Annotated in this window: 3 protein-coding genes; all 3 read left to right on the top strand. The window is 58.3% G+C overall.

Annotation, left to right across the window (positions count from 1 at the left end; all coding sequences use genetic code 11):
- The coding region (locus AC1DT2_RS18545) for a type IV secretory system conjugative DNA transfer family protein (protein WP_477297946.1) at nucleotides 1-761 on the top strand (761 nt) is incomplete at its 5' end.
- Nucleotides 758-1,606 (top strand): hypothetical protein, encoded by an 849-nt coding sequence (locus tag AC1DT2_RS18540; protein ID WP_477297945.1) that lies wholly within the window; start codon nucleotides 758-760, stop codon nucleotides 1,604-1,606. The genes AC1DT2_RS18545 and AC1DT2_RS18540, both read left to right, overlap by 4 nt.
- 9 nt (nucleotides 1,607-1,615) lie before the next feature.
- The coding region (locus tag AC1DT2_RS18535; RefSeq protein WP_477297943.1) for a phospholipase effector Tle1 domain-containing protein at nucleotides 1,616-3,425 on the top strand (1,810 nt) is incomplete at its 3' end.

Raw genomic sequence — 3,425 nt, 5'->3', positions numbered from 1 at the left:
TCACCAGCCTGCGGAAGAAGCTGACCACGCTCTACGTCATCATCCCAACGAACAAGCTGGATGAAAGTGGCAAGCTGCTGAACATCTTCTTCAGTACGGTAATCGGCAATAACCTCGGCAAGCAGCTCGGCGAAGAGCCCGACCTCAAGTACCAGATGTTGATGCTCATGGACGAGTTCACGGCCATGGGTCGCGTGGACGTCTGGGCCAAGCGTATCTCCATCTCCGCCAGTTACGGCGTGCGCGACCTATGCATCGTACAGAGCCGTGCCCAGCTGCGTGCCGCCTACGGCGACCACGATGCCGAGAACTTCATCACCAACCACGGTGCGCAGATCGTCTTTGCGCCGCGTGAGCAGAGCGACGCCAACCAGTACAGCGAGATGCTCGGCTTCAAGACGGTGCGCAAGGAACATAGGAACACCAGTCGAGGCAACGGCTCTCACCAGGTGTCGACCAGCCACAGCGAAGAGCGCCGCGCCTTGCTGTTGCCACAGGAGATCAAGGAGTTGCCGGCCGACGAGGAGTTGATCTTCTACGAGGGGTGCAAACCGATACGAGCCAGGAAGAACTGGTTCTTCAAGGACAAGATGTTCAAGGAGCGTGCGGGTGTTCCGCCCGTGGCCGTTCGACGCAAGACGCAGGCGCAACCGCAACCGCAAGCGCAACCGCAATCGCAATCGATGGCTCTGACGACATCGGGCGGGCCGAAATCGACGGATCCATTCACTGAGTCGCCGAAGCGAGCTCGCGCCGCATGATCGGACCGACGCGAGCGACCGTGGCAAATGACGGGTTCGATGAGGACGAAGGCGTGCGCCCTTCGTCGCTACAGGTCGTACATCGGCTAACCGCTGCAGATCGGCCCTACGACCTCCAGCTGTTACGCGATGTCGAGATAGTCAATGCGCAGACGCGTCGTGAACTCGGTCCGTTGCCGGCGGGCGGCGTTCCGTTGGGGGTCAAACGGAGGCCCGAATTAGCCATTGCGCCACCGAATGCTGAAACGAATGGCGACGATATAAGGGAGGAAGAAACAATGGATATGAAATATCTGGCCATGGCAGCTGCCATGACGGTGACGAGCGGGTGTCATTCAGGAATCAAGTCGTGGCACATGAAGTCGAAGGTCGAAAATGGGGTGCTGAAAATCCCGTTCTACGACCACAGCTTCGGCGCCAGGTGTTTCGACACGCTGAGGTGTCGCGTGCTCTACGGCAACGCCTACATTGTGAATAGCGGATCGCCGAGCGGCTCATTCACTGAGCGCGATCGAAACAATCTTTCGGGTGGCTGGGGGAACCTCGAGTTTCCTTCAGTTGCTCGCGTTGTATGGACGTCGAAGGACGGCACGAATCATGACGAGAAGATCGATCTCGGCGAGATATTTCGCTCTCGAACGGTTCGCTATGCGCCTGATCTGGACGTCAACGACGTAAACCTCCGCGTGCCTCCCGGCGCTCCAGATATCGTTCTGGTGGTTGAGGGCCGCTCTATACATGTCTACATGAAAGCATGGATCTACCTACTTCACCCCATCGATCCTACAAACAGGTTCAGCAACCTTCGAACCGATCCGATCGTGGCGTATTCACACACATTTTAACTAGAGTACATGGACGTGGTGGAAAAGCATAAGCGCGACATTCGTGGTCGTCTGCAAGATGCCGTGAGAACGGACCCAGTGATGGCAGCTGATCGAAAGCTGTACGCAAAGGCGGCTCAGGAAGTTGGAGGTCTGTCCGTTCCGCACATGTTTAGCTCGTCTGACCCTCGCTCACGTCTATACATTGCAAACTTCGATGGTACGGGAAACGACCTTTGGGCGGACCCGGAGCATGCGACGAACATCGGCAAGCTGCATCTTCAGCTACGACACGTGGGCGGTGTCGATCCTCGGTTGCATGCGGAGTACATCAAAGGCGCCGGCACGCAGGAGGATATTCTCGCCAGGACGCTCGACGGAGCCACGGGGGCATCCTACGAAGAGCGAATTGAATGGATGTACTTTAAATTTTGTGAGCGCGCCCACGAGTGGCTAAAGGCGGATCCGAACGCTGATATCAGACTGATGGCTACCGGTTTCAGTCGCGGTGCAGAGCAGGCCGCCGGATTCCTGCGCAAAGTTCAGGAGATGGGTATCCAGAACCCTGAGGGAAGAGAGGTCATCCACCAGGCGTTCGGCCCCGATATCGTCAAGTGGAACCTTGCGCCCCTGCGTGCGCCTGGCCGGATCGCTATGGGCGAAATCCTCTTCGATCCCGTCGGGACAGGTGTGCCGAACAACTATGATCGGCAGCCCACTAGCTCCACGGTAACGGGAATACAAATTACTGCCCGTGACGAGCGTCGCAATGCGTTTCCATCCACCCAGATTATCCGGCCTGGTCGCTCGGCGGACGGTCGGTTCGTCGGCGTCACCGTACCCGGCGCTCACTCGGATATCGGTGGCAGTTACCATCGTGACGGCCTTTCGATTCTTACCTTCAACATCGTGGCCGACTACCTGAACGCGCTTAGCGATAAGCCGTTAGTACATAGAATGTTGGTGCCAACCGATCCCGAGATGTTCCAGATCCATCGGTCCGAAGATCATTTGCTCATCTATAGCACTTCGGAATTCAGTGACTATGGCTACCGCGACATCATGGGCTCGCAGGCGTCGCCGCCGCACTGTAACGACAAGCGTAAGATCATTCTCTGCGCGCCGCCCGATCCGCTCGACCCCAATATTGGTTCGCAGATCGGCCCCCGATATCTCGTGGGCGTCCATGGCCCCGATGCCATCCGTGAGCTCAGCGATCCGACGCATCCCGATCACGGCATGTATCGCTCGGCCAGCGTGCAGCTTATGGAGTTACATGCTCGCGCAGGCATTGGCCTTAATCGTGGTCAGGTCGACCAGCTGACCGCAGGCCTCGTCATCGAGGCCAAGCGCAGTGACATGACGGCCATCGAGGATGTCCGGTTCGGTAAGGAATTCAGCCCGGAGCGACCGACACTCCAGGCGTATGAGGTTTTCGGTGATGACATCAACAATCCTCGATCCAGGACGGCGAGCATCGATGCGCTGAAAGCTCTCGAGGTTCCGCTCGAGGCTTCAAATAAGCAGTTGCACATGCTCAATATCGAGAGGGAGGCGGTTGTCGGTCGAGAGCAGGAAGCGCCCCTGTCGAGAGAAAAATCCTTCGCGCTCGAACCTTCGGCTTCCGCGCCGGTACAGCCCGCGCCTGTCGTGAGGCCCTCGCAGGCTACCGCCTTCGAGCAAGCTGACGACAACGCCATCCGCACGCTCCAGAAGAACCTCAACACGCTCGGTATCCGCGACATGGCAGGCGAGCCGCTGACCACCCACGGCGTTTACGACGTGGCGACTCAGACAGCCGTGGCGAGGTTCCAGTCGAGTCATGCGCTGCCGGTAACGG

The organism is Luteibacter sp. P4_E6, assembly GCF_056401535.1.
Note: the sequence above shows the minus strand (reverse complement) of the source record. Positions and strands in the feature narration are given on the sequence as shown.

What these genes read in the sequence shown, in the direction of transcription:
- AC1DT2_RS18540 (WP_477297945.1), top strand. Translation starts at nt 758, where the DNA reads ATGATCGGACCGACGCGAGCGACCGTGGCAAATGACGGGTTCGATGAG.